This is a genomic window from Janthinobacterium sp. PAMC25594 (assembly GCF_019443505.1).
Classification (GTDB): domain Bacteria; phylum Pseudomonadota; class Gammaproteobacteria; order Burkholderiales; family Burkholderiaceae_D; genus Janthinobacterium.
The window spans coordinates 5,547,481-5,563,708 of the sequence record NZ_CP080377.1; the positions used below are offsets into that span (position 1 = coordinate 5,547,481).

The 16,228-nt window shown below is 64.3% G+C and carries 4 protein-coding genes; 2 read left to right on the plus strand and 2 right to left on the minus strand.

Annotated elements, in window-relative coordinates; genetic code table 11:
* The first annotated feature begins 2 nt into the window (after positions 1 to 2).
* Together KY494_RS24905 and KY494_RS24910 are read left to right on the plus strand one after the other, a co-directional pair.
* Positions 3 to 9,146, plus strand: a complete 9,144-nt coding sequence (locus KY494_RS24905) for a YDG domain-containing protein (RefSeq protein ID WP_219888575.1) — start codon at positions 3 to 5, stop codon at positions 9,144 to 9,146.
* A 132-nt stretch (positions 9,147 to 9,278) separates the two neighbouring features.
* Positions 9,279 to 10,100, plus strand: coding sequence for a sulfotransferase (locus KY494_RS24910; protein WP_219133864.1), 822 nt, complete (start codon positions 9,279 to 9,281; stop codon positions 10,098 to 10,100).
* A gap of 68 nt (positions 10,101 to 10,168) precedes the next feature.
* Here the strand turns inward: KY494_RS24910 and KY494_RS24915 are convergent, their stop codons facing one another.
* Entirely contained in the window at positions 10,169 to 12,847 is a 2,679-nt protein-coding gene (locus tag KY494_RS24915) for a TonB-dependent receptor (RefSeq protein WP_219888576.1), read from the minus strand.
* Between the two features lie 214 nt (positions 12,848 to 13,061).
* Complete coding sequence (locus KY494_RS24920; RefSeq protein WP_258194431.1) at positions 13,062 to 16,205, minus strand: EAL domain-containing protein; 3,144 nt, start codon at positions 16,203 to 16,205, stop codon at positions 13,062 to 13,064.
* Between the last annotated feature and the right edge of the window lie 23 nt (positions 16,206 to 16,228).

Genomic DNA, 16,228 nt, shown 5'->3' on the forward strand with positions numbered 1-16,228 from the left:
CCATGAACCGCATCTACCGCTCCATCTGGAACCAGGCTACCGGCGCCTACGCCGCCGTTTCCGAAAACGTCAAATCCGCCGGCAAGCGCTCGATGCCAGGATGCAGCGGGGGCGGGGCACATTTCGCCTTGACCAGCATGGCGGCGGCGCTGATGATGGGCTACGGCAGTCTTGCGCTGGCCGGGCCGGCGGGCGGCACGGTGGTGGCGGGGCAGGCAACGATCAACGGCGCGCCGGGCGCGACGGTGATCAGGCAGGGTAGCCAGAACGCCGTCATCAACTGGGCCAGTTTCAATGTCGGCAAGGGCGAGTCGGTGCAATTCCAGCAGCCGAACAGCAATGCGGTGGCGCTGAACCGCGTGCTGGGCAGCGATGGCACGACCATCCTCGGCAACCTGTCGGCCAACGGCAAGGTGTTTATTGTCAACCCGAACGGCGTGCTGTTCGGCCAGGGCGCGTCGGTCAATACGGCGGGCCTGGTGGCGTCCACGCTCGATATCAATAATGCCGACTTCATGGCCGGCAATTACAAATTTAGCGGCAACGGTATCGGCAAGGTGCTGAACCAGGGTTCGATCAGCGCGCCGGGCGGCTATGTGGCCTTGCTGGGCGCCAACGTGTCGAACGAGGGCACGATCCAGGCACGCCTCGGTTCGGTGGCGCTGGCGGCGGGCCGCGCCATCACGCTGGACGTGGCGGGCGACGGCTTGCTCAATGTCGCCGTCAACGCGGGCGCCGTGGGCGCCTTGGTCAACAATGGCGGCCTGATCCGCGCCGATGGCGGCAGCGTGGTCTTGACGGCGCAGGCGGCGGGCGACCTGCTGAGAACCGTCGTCAACAACACGGGCGTGATCGAGGCGCAGACGATAGCCACGCGCGGCGGCACGATCAAATTGCTGGGCGACATGCAAAGCGGCACGGTCAACGCGGGCGGCACGCTGGACGCCAGCGCGCCCGTCAGCGGCAAGGGCGGCTTTATCGATACTTCGGCGGCGCACGTGAATATCGCCGACGGCATCAACGTGACAGCCAAGGCGGCCAATGGCTTGTCCGGCACCTGGCTGATCGATCCGGTCGACTTCACCATCGCGGCCAGCGGCGGCAACATCAGCGGTACGACCTTGACCAACAGCCTGAAAGCGGCCGATGTGCAGATATGGAGTACCAAGGGCAGCGGCGGCACGGCCGGCGACATCAATGTCAACGATGTCGTCAGCTGGTCGGCCAACAAGCTGACCCTGACGGCGCAAAATAGCATCAATGTCAACGCCGCCATGCGCGGTACCGGCACGGCCAGCCTGGCGCTGGAATACGGCCAGCAAGCGGTGGCTGCTGGCAATAACAGCGTCTACAATGTCAAGGCCGCCATCGATCTGCCGAGCGGTAACAGTTTCAGCACGAAATTGGGCAGCGATGGCACGGCACTCGCTTACACGGTCATCAACAGCCTGGGCGACATGGCCAGCGTCAGCGGCCTGGACTTGCAAGGCATGCGCGGCAATCTGACGCGCAATTACGCGTTGGGCGGCAATATCGATGCGAGTTCGAGCGCCGGCTGGAACAGCAACCAGGGCTTCGCGCCGGTGGGCAACGCGACGAGCGCTTTCAGCGGCAACTTCGATGGCCTGGGGCATGAAATCAGCGGCCTGACCATGGTCCGCACCGCTCAGCTGGGCGGCTTGTTTGGCGAAGTCGGCACGGTTGGCGTGGTGCGCAACGTCAACCTGCTTGGCGCCTCGTTCAACATGCAAGATGTCTCTTACGGCGGTTTTGGCGCCGGCATGCTGGCGGGACGCAACAGGGGCCTGATCGACAATGTCAACGTGTCAGGCGCGATGACCACCCGCTACGGCATCATGGGAGGCGGCATGGTCGGGCGGAACTATGGCACCATCAATAACAGTACCAGCAGCGGCACGTATAAAGTCATCGCTGGCTCCGGTTATGGCGGCGGCGGGCTGGTCTACCGGAATCAACTTGACGCCGTCGTCCAGAACAGTTCGAGCAGCATGACAATCAGCGGCATCAATCCGACAACTGGCGCCGCCACGACGGGCACGGGGCTGGGTGGCATGGGCGGGCTGGTGCGCAACAATCTGGGCCGCATCGCCAACAGTTTTGCCACCGGCGCGATCAATGGCAACGCTTCAGTCGGTGGCCTGGTCGGCGATACCGGCATCAAGAGCACCATCACCGCCAGTTTCGCCACCGGCGCGGTGCTTGGCAGCGGCTCGGCGGGTGGTCTGGTGGGCAATAACACCGGCGCCATCAGCAACAGCTACGCCACCGGCAATGTCGGTATCAATACCGGCACGGGCAGCATCGTCGGCGGCCTGGTGGGGACCAACAGATTGACCACCGGCAGCATTAGCAACAGTTATGCCACCGGCAACGTCAGCGGCTACCGGACCACGGGTGGTGTCACAGGTTCGAACACCGCCACGATCAACAATGTCTATTCCACCGGCACCGTCACCGTCGGCGACACCAGCTACAATCGCAGCGGCGGCGTGGTGGGCGACAACAGCGCTGGCACCTTGACCAATGGCTACTACAATACCACCGCCAATGGGGTGCTGCCCGGCGTCGGCTACGCGCAAGGCGCCGGCACCCTGCTGACAGGCACCACCGGCTTGAGCGCCGCGGCGATGCTGATACCGGCAAGTTTCACCTCTTTCAGTTTCACCTCGTCGACTGGCGTGACCGGCAACAACTGGGTCGCGATCGGCGCCGACGGTACGGTCAACGTCAGCGGCGGCACGCGGCCGATGCTCAGCGCCGAATATTCCAGCATCATCAATTCGGTGCACCAGTTGCAATTGATGGCGCTGAACGTGGCCGGCACTTACCGTATCGGCAACAGCTTCAGCGGGGCTGCCACAGCGGGCGGCGATATCTGGGGCACGGGCGGCTTCATTCCGGTCGGCACCAGCGCGCTGCCGTTCATCGGCAGCCTGAATGGCGCCGGACGCATCATTTCAAGCTTGAACATCGCCAAATCCGGCGTCACCAACGTCGGTTTGTTTGGTGTCATCGGCGCCGCCGGCACGGTCGCCAACGTGGGCCTGTCGGGTGGCACGGCCACCGGTTCGGTCAATGTCGGCGCGCTGGCGGGCACCAATCAAGGCACGGTCAGCGGCAGTTTCGCCACCAGCGCCGTGGTCGGCGACAGTGGCGGTGGCGGCCTGGTCGGCAATAATATCGGCAGCATCAAGGACAGCTATGCCAGCGGCTCGGTCGGTGGCAACACCACCATGGGTGGCCTGGTCGGCACCAATACCGGCACCATCGCCAGCAGTTATGCGAACGGCGCGGTGAGCACCGGTTCCGTCGGCGGCGGCCTGGTCGCCACCGGCAAAGGCAGCGTCACCGGCAGTTACTGGGATACGACGACCAGCGGCCAGTCGACCAGCGCGGGCGGCACCGGCATGACGTCGGGCGACCTGAAAACGCTGGCCAACTACAACAGCGCGACGGGGGCCAACGGCTCGCTCAATCCGGCGTGGGAACTGAGCAATATGTGGGCGGTCTACGATGGCCAGAGCGCGCCGCTGTTGCGCTCGTTCATGAAGCCGCTGGTGGTCACGGTATCGAAGGATACCAAGGTGTATGACGGCCTCGCGGCCAGCGCCGGCACCAACAGCGTCACGTATTCGAATGTGGTGGACAGCAGCTTGCTGTTTGGTACTACGACGTATGCCGGTTCGTCCGGTGGCGCGGTCAATGCCGGTACCTATGTGGTGAGCGCCAGCGGCCAGTATTCAAGCACGCAACTTGGCTATGCGGTTACGTATATCGATGGCGGCCTGGTCATCACGCCGCGCCAACTCAGCCTGAGTGGCGTCAGCGCCGGCAGCAAAGCCTATGACGGCACCACCAGCGCCGTGCTTGCTGGTGGCAGCATCAGCGGCGTGCTCGCCGCCGACCAGGGTAACGTCATTTTCAACGCCGCCTCCCTGGTTGGCGATTACGCCAGCCAGAATGCCGGCAATAACATTGCCGTCAGCGCCAGAGGTGGCTTGAGCGGCAGCGCCAGCGCCAATTATGCGCTGGGGCCGCTGACTGGTGTCACCGGAAATATCACGCCGAAAGCGTTGACGATTTCCGGCCTGGCCGCCACCACCCGGCAATATGACGGCGGCACCACCGCCACCTTGACAGGCGGCACGCTGAGCGGCTTCGTCGCCGGCGAAGTGGTCACTGCGGGCACCTCGACGGGTGCGTATGCCGACAAGAACGCCGGCGCAGGCAAGGCGGTGACGGTGACGGTCGGTGCGCTGCTTGACGGCAGCGGCTTGGCCAGCAACTATACGGTCACCGCGCCGATCGACGTTACCGGCACCATCACGGCCAAGACGCTGACCTGGACTAACCTGGCGGTGGGTAGCAAAGAGTACGATGGCAACGCGACGGCCAGCATCAACAAGGGCAGCATCACGGGCCTGGTTAGCGGTGAAACGCTGGCGGCAGGCCCTACCGCCGCGTTTGCCGACAAGAACGCCGGCAATGGCAAGACGGTCACCGTCCACACCACCCTGGGCAATGGCGGCGGCGGCCTGGCGTCCAACTACACGCTGGCCGATACTTCAGTGACGGCCAATATCACCAAAGCCACCATTTCCGCGGTCACCAGTATCGTGGTCGGCAGCAAGGTCTACGACGGTGGCCTGAACGCCATCGTCAATGCGGCCGGCGCCACGTTTGCCGGCATGGTCAATGGCGACAGCTTGAACGTCAGCGCGACCTCGGCCAACTTCATCGACAAGAACGCCGGCAGCGGCAAGGTTGTCAATGCCGGCGGCCTGAGCCTGGGTGGGACCGATGCGGGCAACTACAATCTGACGGCCATCACGGGCACGGGCACGGGCAGCATCAGCCAGGCGCAAATTGCCAGCGTGACCGGCATCACGGCCGCCGGCAAGACGTATGACGCCACGGAGACGGCCATCTTGAACGCCGGCGCTACCTACAACGGCATGTTCGGCGGCGACAGCCTGACGTTTACCGCCACCAAGGCCGCGTTCAGCGACAAGAACGCCGGCACCGGTAAAACGGTCAACGTCAGCGGCATCGCGCTCGGTGGCGCGGATGCGGGCAATTACACCCTGGCCAGCAACACGGCCACCGGCACGGGCGATATCGCCAAGGCGACCATCACCGGCGTGACCGGCATCACGGCCGCCGGCAAGACGTATGACGGCACGGACGCGGCCATCTTGAACGCCGGCGCCACCTACAATGGCATGTTCGGCGGCGACAGCCTGACGTTTACCGCCACCAAGGCCGCGTTCAGCGACAAGAACGCCGGCACCGGTAAAACGGTCAACGTCAGCGGCATCGCGCTCGGTGGCGCGGATGCGGGCAATTACACCCTGGCCAGCAACACGGCCAGCGGCACGGGCGATATCGCCAAGGCGACCATCACCGGCGTGACCGGTATCGCGGCCGCCGGCAAGACGTATGACGGCACGGACGCGGCCATCTTGAACGCCGGCGCCACCTACAACGGCATGTTCGGCGGCGACAGCCTGACGTTCACCGCCACCAAGGCCACGTTCAGCGACAAGAACGCCGGCACCGGTAAAACGGTCAACGTCAGCGGCATCGCGCTCGGTGGCGCGGATGCGGGCAATTACACCCTGGCCAGCAATACGGCCAGCGGCACGGGCGATATCGCCAAGGCGACCATCACCGGCGTGACCGGCATCACGGCCGCCGGCAAGACGTATGACGGCACGGACGCTGCCATCTTGAACGCCGGCGCCACCTACAATGGCATGTTCGGCGGCGACAGCCTGACGTTTACCGCCACCAAGGCCGCGTTCAGCGACAAGAACGCCGCCGTTGGTAAAACGGTCAACGTCAGCGGCATCGCGCTCGGTGGCGCGGATGCGGGCAATTACACCCTGGCCAGCAATACGGCCAGCGGCACGGGCGATATCGCCAAGGCGACCATCACGGGCGTGAGCGGCTTTGCGACTGGCACCAGGGTGTACGACGCGACCACCACGGCCACCGTCAGCAACGCCGGCGCCACGTTTGCCGGCATGGTCAATGGCGATAGCTTGAGCGTCAGCGCGACCTCGGCCAACTTCATCGACAAGAATGTCGGCAGCGGCAAGGTTGTCAATGCCAGCGGCCTGGCCCTGGGCGGTACGGACGCCGGCAACTACAACCTGACGGCTGCCACCGGCACGGGCACGGGCAGCATCAGCCAGGCGCAAATTGCCAGCGTCAGCGGCATCACGGCCGCCGGCAAAACGTATGACGGCACGGACGCTGCCATCTTGAACGCCGGCGCCACCTACAACGGCATGTTCGGCGGCGACAGCCTGACGTTTACCGCCACCAAGGCCGCGTTCAGCGACAAGAACGCCGGCACCGGTAAAACGGTCAACGTCAGCGGCATCGCACTCGTTGGCGCGGATGCGGGCAATTACACCCTGGCCAGCAATACGGCCACCGGCACGGGCGATATCGCCAAGGCGACCATCACCGGCGTGACCGGTATCGCGGCCGCCGGCAAGACGTATGACGGCACGGACGCGGCCATCTTGAACGCCGGCGCCACCTACAACGGCATGTTCGGCGGCGACAGCCTGACGTTTACCGCCACCAAGGCCGCGTTCAGCGACAAGAACGCCGGCACCGGTAAAACGGTCAACGTCAGCGGCATCGCGCTCGGTGGCGCGGATGCGGGCAATTACACCCTGGCCAGCAACACGGCCAGCGGCACGGGCGCCATCACGCCGAAAGCACTGACGGTGACGGGTGTTGCGGCCGGCAACAAGGTCTATGACGGCACGCTTGTGGCGAGCGTGACGGGCGGCACCTTGAATGGCCTGGTCAGCGGTGAAACCTTGTCGCTGTCCGGTTTGACGGGTACATTTGCCACTCAAAATGCGGCCAGCAACATTGCCGTGACGGCCAGCGGCGCGCAATTGGCCGATGGCACTGGCCTGGCCAGCAACTATACGGTCAGCAATCCGACCGGCTTGCAGGCCAGCATCACAGCCAAGGCATTGACGGTGACCGGCCAGCTGGCCGGTAATAAAGTCTACGATGGCAATGCGCAAGCCAGCCTGTCCGGCGGCACCTTGAGCGGCCTGGTGGGCAGCGAAACGCTGGACCTTGGCGGCCAGACGGCGGTGTTCAGCGACAAGAATGCGGCCAATGGCAAAACCGTGACGGTGACGGGCACGACCCTGGTCGATACCAGTACCGGCCTGGCCAGCAACTATACGGTCAGCAACCCGACCGGCCTGACAGCCAGCATCACGGCCAAGGCCCTGACGGTGACGGGCCAGCTGGCCGGCAACAAGGTCTATGACGGCAATGCGCAAGCCGGCCTGTCCGGCGGCACCTTGAGCGGCCTGGTGGGCAGCGAAACGCTGGACCTTGGCGGCCAGACGGCGGTGTTCAACGACAAGAATGCGGCCAATGGCAAAACCGTGACGGTGACGGGTACAACGCTGGTCGATACGGCCAGCGGCCTGGCCAGCAACTACACGGTCAGCAACCCGACGGGCTTGACGGCCAGCATCACGGCCAAGGCATTGACGGTGACCGGCCAACTGGCCGGTAATAAAGTCTACGACGGCAATGCACAAGCCAGCCTGTCCGGCGGTGTGTTGAGCGGCCTGGTGGGTAGCGAAACCCTGGGCCTTGGCGGCCAGACGGCGGTGTTCAGCGACAAGAACGCGGCCAATGGCAAAACCGTGACGGTGAAGGGCACGACCCTGGTCGATACCAGTACCGGCCTGGCCAGCAACTACACGGTCAGCAACCCGACCGGCTTGACGGCCAGCATCACGGCCAAGGCCCTGACGGTGACGGGCCAACTGGCCGGTAATAAAGTCTACGACGGCAATGCACAAGCCAGCCTGTCCGGTGGTGTGTTGAGCGGCCTGGTGGGCAGCGAAACGCTGGGCATTGCGGGTCAAACTGCCGTGTTCAGCGACAAGAACGCGGCCACCGCCAAGGCGGTGACGGTGACGGGTACAACGCTGGTCGATACGGCCAGCGGCCTGGCCAGCAACTATACGGTCAGCAACCCGACCGGCCTGACGGCCAGCATCACGGCCAAGGCCTTGACAGTAAGCGGCCAGCTGGCCGGCAATAAAGTCTATGACGGCAATGCGCAAGCCAGCCTGTCCGGCGGTACCTTGAGCGGCTTGGTGGGCAGCGAAACGCTGGGCATTGCGGGTCAAACTGCCGTGTTCAGCGACAAGAACGCGGCCACCGCCAAGGCGGTGACGGTGACGGGTACAACGCTGGTCGATACGGCCAGCGGCCTGGCCAGCAACTACACGGTCAGCAACCCGACCGGCTTGACGGCCAGCATTACGCCGGCCAGCCTGCTGGTGCGCGCCACGGGCGCAGTGCCGCGCGTGTATGACACCAGCACCAACGCCAGCGTGACCCTGGCGGACAACCGTATCGCCGGCGACGTGCTGACCATCAGCAACAGCGGCGCCAGCTTTGCCGACAAGAACGCCGGCGCCAACAAAACGGTGACGGTGAACGGCATTGCGCTCAGCGGTACGGACGCCGGCAATTACACGGTCAACGCCACGGCGACCACCACGGCCAGCATCACGCAGGCGGCCCTGGGGGTGAAGGTGGGCAATGCCGAGAAAGACCAGGGCTTTGTCAATCCGGCCTTCACGGCCAGCTACACGGGCTTGCTGGGCAACGACACGCTGGCGAACGAGGTCGGCGGCAATCTGGTGTTCAGCACACCGGCCAGCATCGCTACGCCATCGGGCAGCTATCTGGTGTCGGCGGCCGGCCAGACGTCGACCAACTATGCGTTGACCTACACGCCGGGCGTGCTGACCGTCAAGCCGACCGAAGCACTGCAAGGCGCGGTGGCCAGTGTGATCGCGGCGGTCAATGTGGCACCGTCACAAGGCAATATGGTGCAGGCCGAGGTGGCGGCGAAAGGTGAAACCGTGACCAGCAAGGAAGACGCGGTGCAGGTGGCGCTGGAGGGTAGCCAACCGCGGCAGGGCGGCAGCACGCCGGTGGTGCTGACGACGGCATCGGTGAACAGCAATGTCTTGCCGGGCTTGCGCCTGAGTGTGGTCGATACGGGCCTGCGACTGCCTGTGGCGGCTGGCAACAGCAGTATCGAAAGCCAGTAAGCGTGCATTAACCGGGCTTGCCAGTGGAAGTGCCGCTTCGTGATGTACGCGAAGCGGCATTTTTTCTGCCGCCTGCTGGTGCCGTGCTCTCCTATAATCGCGAAATGGCCTTCACAATCTCACAGGTATGCAATGACTCCACATTTTATCGGCGTATCCGGCTTGCCGCGTGCTGGCTCGACGTTGCTGTGCCAGTTACTGGCCCAGCATCCCGATCTGCACAGTGAAGGCAATAGTTCGCCATTGTGCAATGCCTTGCTCGGCATGCGGCATACGATCAGCGACGATCCTTTTTTTCTGTCCCAGCTCGATACGAGCTTCGACGCCAGCTATGGGCATTTGACGACGGCGATGCGCGGCTTCCTGCGCGGCTGGTACCAGGACTGCGGCAAGCAGGCCGTAGTGGACAAGAATCGCGGATGGCTGAAGGCGATGGAGATGCTGCTGCAACTGGCGCCGGAAGCGAAGCTGATCGTCTGCGTGCGCGAACTGGGGCAGGTGTATGGTTCGGTCGAAGCCCAGCACCAGCGTACGATCCTGCTCGATTTCATCGATCACCTGGCCGATTACGACCGGCTGGGCAGGGCCGACATGCTGTTTGGCAAGGATCGTACCATCGGCGCTCCGTTGAGCGATTTGCAAGGCATCCCCGACTTGCCACTGGCAGTGCAGCAAAGGTTGTACGTGCTGCGGTTTGAAGACATGATGGCACGCCCGGCCGAATGCATGGCGCATCTGTATGCCTGGCTGGGATTGGCACCGTTCCAGATCGATCCGGGCAAGCTGCGCGTGGGTTTGCGCGAAAGCGACAGCCACTACCGCATGAAATATACGCACCGGCAGTTTTCCAGCATCCGCCCGCCGCAACAGCATGCGATTCCGCCGCGTATCCAGCAGTATATCGAAAATGCTTGCGGCTGGTTTTACGACATGTACTACCCTGCCAATACTTGAAGCAGGCAAAAAAAACGCCAACCGTTGCCGGCTGGCGCTGAAAACCCTCGCAAGGAAGAAAGAGGGGGCTAGTAACTCCAGCGTACCGATAAACCGACGACCTTGTCATAGCGGCGCACATCGCGCACGTAGTCCGGCGTGTCGTGGTAATCGCGGTAGGTCGAGTCGAGCAGGTTGTTCGCGTCCAAGGTCACCGTGGTGTGCGGGTTGAGCTTGTACGACACCGACGCGTCCAGGGTTTTCGTCGGCGCCACGGTCAGGTGCATGCCCTTGCCGCGGTAGTTGTAGTCGTCGACATATTTATCGCGCCAGCTGTACGCCAGTCGCGCCGACCACGGTCCCTGTTCGTACAGGCCGACGAGATTGGCCGACCATTTCGACATGCCCGTGAATGGATGCACGCCGCCATCGAGTTCTTCCAGTTCGCCCGTCATGTAGGTGGCGTTGGCCTGCAGGCCCAGGCCGCTCATCCAGCCGGGCAGCTTGTCATAGAACTGCTGGTAGGCCATTTCCAGGCCTTGCAGATGGCCCTTCGAGGTGTTGCGCGGACGCGTGATGTCGTACACGATGCCGCCATACGTTTCCTTGGCTGAACCGGACAGGATGTAATTCTTGAAGTTGTGGTGGAATACGGTGGCCGTGACGGAGCCCGTCGGCGCGAAATACCATTCCAGCGCCACATCGAGGTTCTTGCCTTCCACGGGTTTCAGGTCGGGATTGCCGCTGCTGCCCGTCGGGCGCACCATCTCCAGGCTCTGGCCCAGGCTCACGCCGGGATTGAAGTCGGCGAAGTTGGGGCGCTGCACGGCCTTGCCGGCCGTCAGGCGGGCGATCAGGTCTTGGCGCAGCATGGCTTTCAGGGTCAGGCTGGGCAGCACGTCCGTATCCGACGTTTTCACCTGCACCGGCGTGATGATGCCGTTTTGCGAGGAATTGCCTTGCAAGTCCTGCTTGGTCTGCACCACGCGCACGCCCAGGGTGCCGTCGACCGGTACTTGTGCCAGGTCAAAGCCGATGCGTGCCTTGCCGTACACGGCATTGGTTTTTTCCACATCCCTGTAGTGGGTCATCGGATCGTCGGGGCTGCGTTCGCTGCTGCCCGTAAACAGCTGGCGCAGCACGGCCGTGTTGTTGAGCATGAAGTCGCGGCATGGCGTGAGCCAGCTTTGCAGGCCGAAGTTGCCCGTGTTCTGGTGCGAGGTGCACGCCAGGCCGGGAATCGCGTCCGCATACATGGTCGACGTCAGGCCGCCCTGGCCATTTTTTTCGCGGATCGATTCGGCCTTGCGCTTGGCCAGGCGCACGCCGCCCGAAAATTCGCGGAAGAAGCCCGTGCTGTCCATGTCGTAGGTAACGTCGCCGCGCCAGTCGGTCGAGCTGCCTTCGTCGTGGCTGTGGTTATCGTAGAAGCCGAGCAGCGTATAGTTCTTCGGGTCCAGCATGTTGTAGCCGGGGTAGCTGATCTGCGCGCCGCCGTTGACGTTCGTGCTGCCGATGATGCTGGTCGGATGCGCGAGGAAGTCGAGGATGGGAAATTCGCGTTCGAAGTTGCTCACCGTGCGCGCCAGTTCCGTCGTCATGCGCAGCTGCGGCGTGATGTCCCAGCGCGCGCCGATGGCGCCTTGCGAGCCGATCGAGCGGTCGCGCCGCGCCTGGGTCGAACCGAGCGTGAAGGGCGACCATGGGCCGTCGATCTTGCCCACCGTGGCCGCCTGATTGGTACCGGGGATCAGGCTGATGTCCGGGTTCTGACCCCAGGGCAGCGAACCGACAAAGAACTGGCTGTCGAAGGCGTGCTTGATCAGGGTCGACATGCCTTCCGCATACACTTCCACCTGCGAGTTCGGGCGCCACTGGAAGGCGGCATTGGCCGCATAGCGTTTGCGGTCGCCCACGGTCGGGATCATGCCGACGGAATCGGGTCCCGTGATGTTGCCCGCTTCGGGGCGCTTCACGGGTTCGGCGTTCCAGATCGTCTCGTCATAGTATTTGCTGCGCTGGTAGGACAGGCCGAGCAGGGCGCCGAATTCGCCATATGGGGTCTTCCAGCGGTTCGAGACCATGCCGCTGACGTTCGGGTCCGTCGAGCCGGACTTGTCGCGGTGCTCGGCGCGCACATTGCCCGATGCCGTAAAACCCTTGAAATCGAACGGGCGGTTGGTGCGCACGTCGACCACGCCGGCCGTGCCGCCTTCGACCATGTCGGCGCCCTGCGATTTATACACGTCCACGCGCTGCAGCATGGCCGTCGGGATGTCGGCCAGGTACAGGCTGCGGCCCACGGACGTAAACATCTCGCGGCCGTTGAGCAGGGTCACCACGCCTGGCAAGCCGCGGATGATGACGGAGCCCGCCTCGCCGCCTTCGCGGCGGATCTGCACGCCCGTCACGCGGCCGAGGATTTCGGCCACGTTCTTGTCGGGGAATTTGCCGATTTCATCGGCGACGATGGAATCGACCACCTGGTCGTTGTTCTTCTTGATCGTCTGCGCGCTTTGCGCTGCCCTGCGCACGCCCGTGACGGCGACGACGGCGATGCCTGCATTGTCGGCATTGTCGGTTGGCGCCGCCACCGGCGCTGCTTCTGCCACTTCTGCCGCCGGTGTCTCCACGGCGGGCGCCTGTTGCGCCCAAACGGAAGCGCTGCTCAGCAGGCCCGCGCCGGCCAGGGCGGCCACCGTGGCCTTCAAGGTCAACCGTGTGTTGTGCTTGGGCGTGCGGGTGCCCGTTGCCATCCATTGCTTCATCTTGTCTCCACCTGTATTTTAGTTATGTTGAGAACGCTGCAGCAGTTGCCGCCAGAGCTGAAACTTGCTCAGGAAACATGGTAGGGGGAATGACTTTGCCCCACAAATGACTTCTTTTGCGATGTCCATATCAATTCCGGTATCCCTGCTGCATTCATGCGCCCTGGCGGCGCACTGCACGTTGTCGAATCCGGCGCGTGCCGCACCGGAGGTGTCAGGCGGCGCAGGGCGTGTCGCTGTGCGCCAGCCATGCCATGAAGCGCGCCTGCGGCATGGGGCGGGCAAAGTAAAAGCCTTGCAGTTCGTCGCAGCCGGCGTGGCGCAGCACGTCGGCATCGGCCGCGCTTTCCACGCCTTCGGCGGTGACCGTCAAGCCCAGGGTGTGGCCCAGGCCGATGATGGTTTTCGTCACGGCCAGGTTTTGCGGCGAACCGTGGATGTCCTGCACGAAGCTCATGTCGATTTTCAGCTTGTCGAGCGGGAAGCGGCACAGGTAATTCAGGCTCGAATAGCCGGTGCCGAAATCGTCGATCGACAGCGCAAAACCCAGCGCCTTGATGGCGTGCAGGGTGGCGATGGTATCGTCCACATTGTCCATCAGGATCGATTCGGTCAGTTCGAATTCGATCTGTCCTGGCGTGACGGGAAACTCGCGCAGCACCTCGCGCAAGGTGGCCACCAGGGTGCCGCTTTTCAGCTGGATGGCCGACAGGTTGATCGACACGGCGATGTCGCCCGCGCCCGCCTCGCGCCAGGCCAGCTGCTGGCGGCACGCTTCGCGGATGACCCATGCGCCGATGGAGACGATCAGGCCAGACTCCTCGGCGGCGGGAATGAAGCTGTCGGGCGCGATCAGGCCGTGCTGCGGGTGCTGCCAGCGGATCAGGCTTTCCACGCCATTCAGGCGGCTGCTCTGCGCATCGATGCGCGGCTGGTAGTACAGCACCAGTTCCTGCCGCTCGATGGCGTGGCGCAGGTCGCTTTCCAGGTGCAGCTGTTGCAATTGCTGCTCCTGCATCTGCGGCGTGAAAATGCGCGCATGGTCGCGCCCGCCGCTCTTGGCCTGGTACATGGCCGCATCGGCGTGGCGCATCAGGGTATCCATGTCGTCGCCGTGGTCCGGGTAGATGGCCACGCCCACGCTGCACGAGACATACAGCACGTTGCCTGCCACCTGGTGCGGCTCGCGCATGGCCGGTATCAATCGCGTGTCGAGCAGGGCGGCGATGGACTCCGCGTCGCCGATGCCGTTGAGGATGACGACGAATTCATCGCCGCCCAGCCGACTGACGGTGTCGCCTTCGCGTACCAGTTGCAGCAGGCGCTTTGAGACCGATTGCAGCAGGGCGTCGCCCACGTGGTGACCCAGCGCGTCGTTGACGTGCTTGAAACGGTCCAGGTCGACGAACAGCACACCCACCTTTTCGCCGCTGCGGCGCGCTTGCGCGATGGCGGCCGCCAGGCGCAGTTTTGACACGTGGCGGTTCGCCAGTCCCGTCAGCGCATCGTGGTGGGCCATGTGCTCAATCTGCCGTTCGCTGGCCTTGCGTTCGCTGATGTCGAGCGAGCTGGCGATGAAATGCGTGGTGACGCCATCGAGGTCGCGCACGGCGTTCATCACCAGCCAGGCCGGATAGTTTTCCATCGACTTGCGCTGCACCGAGATTTCTCCCTGCCAGTAGCCGCGCCGCGCCAGGGTCTGGCGCAGGCTGTCGAGCTGCTCGGGAGGGTTGTCCGGCGCGAGCAGGAAAGCGGGGCGCTTGCCGATCAGCTCCACCATGTCGTACAGCGAATGGCGGCGGAAGGCCTGGTTGACGGTAATGATGCGCATGTCGGCATCCATCACGATCAGGCTTTCAGCCGATGCCTCGAACACCTTGGCCCACAATTCCAGGCGCGACTCCATCAGCTTCATCTTGTTGATCGGCGTGAAGGTCGACAGCACGGCGCGCTGGCCCTGGTAGTCGATCAGGCGCGCGGAAATCAAGGCCCAGGTGGGCGTGCCACCGCCGCTCCAGCACACCTCGAATTCATCGACGGCGCCCAGGTCGCTCAAGCGCTGGAAGAAGCGTGAACGGGCTTGCGGACTCATGCCGCCCACCCACGGGTCCAGTTCCAGGCCGCCCTGCCACGCGTGCGCGGCCTGGTTCGCGTGCAGCACTTGGTGATGCGGGATCGAGGTGACCATCAGCGGGATGGGAATGGCGTCAACCAGCTGGCGCTGCGCATCGGCCGCGCTGGCGCGCGCCACCAGGTCCTGCTGCGCCATGCGCTGGAAGTCGAGCTGCTGCAGCATGGTATTGAAGGCGCTGACCAGGCGCCCCGTTTCGTCCTCGCTGTCCCAGATGGCGCGCAGGCTATGGTCGCCCGTTTCGCGCACTTCCTGCGCCACGCGCGCCAGGCGGCGGATGGGCAGGGCGATCTGGCGCGCGACGAAAAACACCAGGCCCAGTATCATCACCAGCAGCAGCACGGCCGTGCCCAGGTGCAGCCACATGCGCGTAAAGAAGCCGTCCACGCGCAACTGGATCAGGCGGTGCAATTCGTGTTCCGCCGCGCGCCAGGCACGCTGCAGGGCCTCGACGGCGGCCGCATCGTGCCGCAGCAGCGCGGCGTTGCCATCGGCATGGGCCGGCGTGCCGGCCAGCGCCTGGGCGCTGGCGCGAAACTGCGCCACGGCTTGCCGCAGGGCCGCGCGCGAGCCGTCCAGGTGCCGGCGCAGCAGCGGCGTGCTGGCCGCGAACGCCTCCGTGTAGTCGCTGCCGATGCCGCCCATGGTGGCATCCATGCGGCCTTCGAGGATCAGGAACTGGGTCTGCAGGCGCTGGCGCTGCGCGCCTTCGGCCGTCGCCAGTTGCAGCGCCAGGGCGCGCGTGCTGTTGATCACTTCCAGCAGCTCGGGAAAGCGCAGGATCACCAGCGACATGGTGTAATAGCTGTCCAGGTCCGGGTCGAGGATCAGGTTCGACTGGTTGCCCACGCGCGTGAGCAGTTCGCGTCCGGCCACAAAGGCGGGCGCGGGCGCCATGCCGTCATGTGCCGCTGGCGTGCCGCCGGCCTGGCGCAGCAGGGTGGCGAATTCCCCGCTCAATTGCGCGCTGCGCATGCCCGCGCCGAACTGGCGCTCGGCCTGCTCGATGGCGGTGGCTTGCGCGTCCGCTTGCGCCGTGCTGCGCGTCAGTGGCAGCAGCGCATCGCGGATGGCGGCGATGTAGTCGTTGCCCGCCATCTCCTTGCGCGAGAATTCGATGGCGATGTATTTTTCGTTGATGAGGATGCCGGAAATGAAGATGACGGCGGACAGGTCGAGCAAATAGATCAGCGCCAGTTTGCGCCCCACCGTCAATTTTCCGATCATGCGCGAAATTCTGCCCACCATGC